The organism is Massilia sp. Mn16-1_5, assembly GCF_004798585.1.
Lineage (GTDB): Bacteria > Pseudomonadota > Gammaproteobacteria > Burkholderiales > Burkholderiaceae_D > Telluria.
Genome location: NZ_PPXQ01000075.1, coordinates 1 through 448 on the forward strand (window position 1 = coordinate 1; position 448 = coordinate 448).

At 53.1% G+C, this 448-nt stretch carries 1 protein-coding gene; it reads left to right on the forward strand.

Features of this window, described 5'->3' with window-relative positions; all coding sequences use genetic code 11:
- The coding region (locus C2862_RS25095; RefSeq protein WP_168710175.1) for a GntR family transcriptional regulator at positions 1-346 on the forward strand (346 nt) is incomplete at its 5' end.
- Positions 347-448: the final 102 nt, after the last annotated feature.

Below are 448 nucleotides of genomic sequence, written 5' to 3' on the forward strand. Positions count from 1 at the left end.
TAGGGTCATGGATTTCAACAATCGTGACCCTATTTTCCTTCAGATCGCCCGTTTCTACGAACGGCTGATCTCGCTTGGCGCCCTAAAAGAGGGGGACGCTTTGCCATCGGTCCGCGAAGTCGCCTTCAATAACCGGGTGAATCCCAATACGGTGGAACGCGCCTTCCGCACGCTGGTGGAGGATGGCTATATCGTCGCGATTCCCAAGAAAGGCTTCTTTGTGGCAGGGGGCAAAGGAGAGGAGCAGCGGCACAAAGTGCTGCTAACTCGTTTGGCGGAGCTCTATCAAGCCGGCTACACCAAAGAAGAAATCAAACAAGCGCTTGAGGAAGGAGAAAAAAGATGATTGAGATTCGTAATCTCACCAAGACCTTTGGCGAAACCAAGGCCGTCGACAATCTCTCGCTGACCATCAACCCCGGCATCGTTGGCCTCGTTGGCCATAATG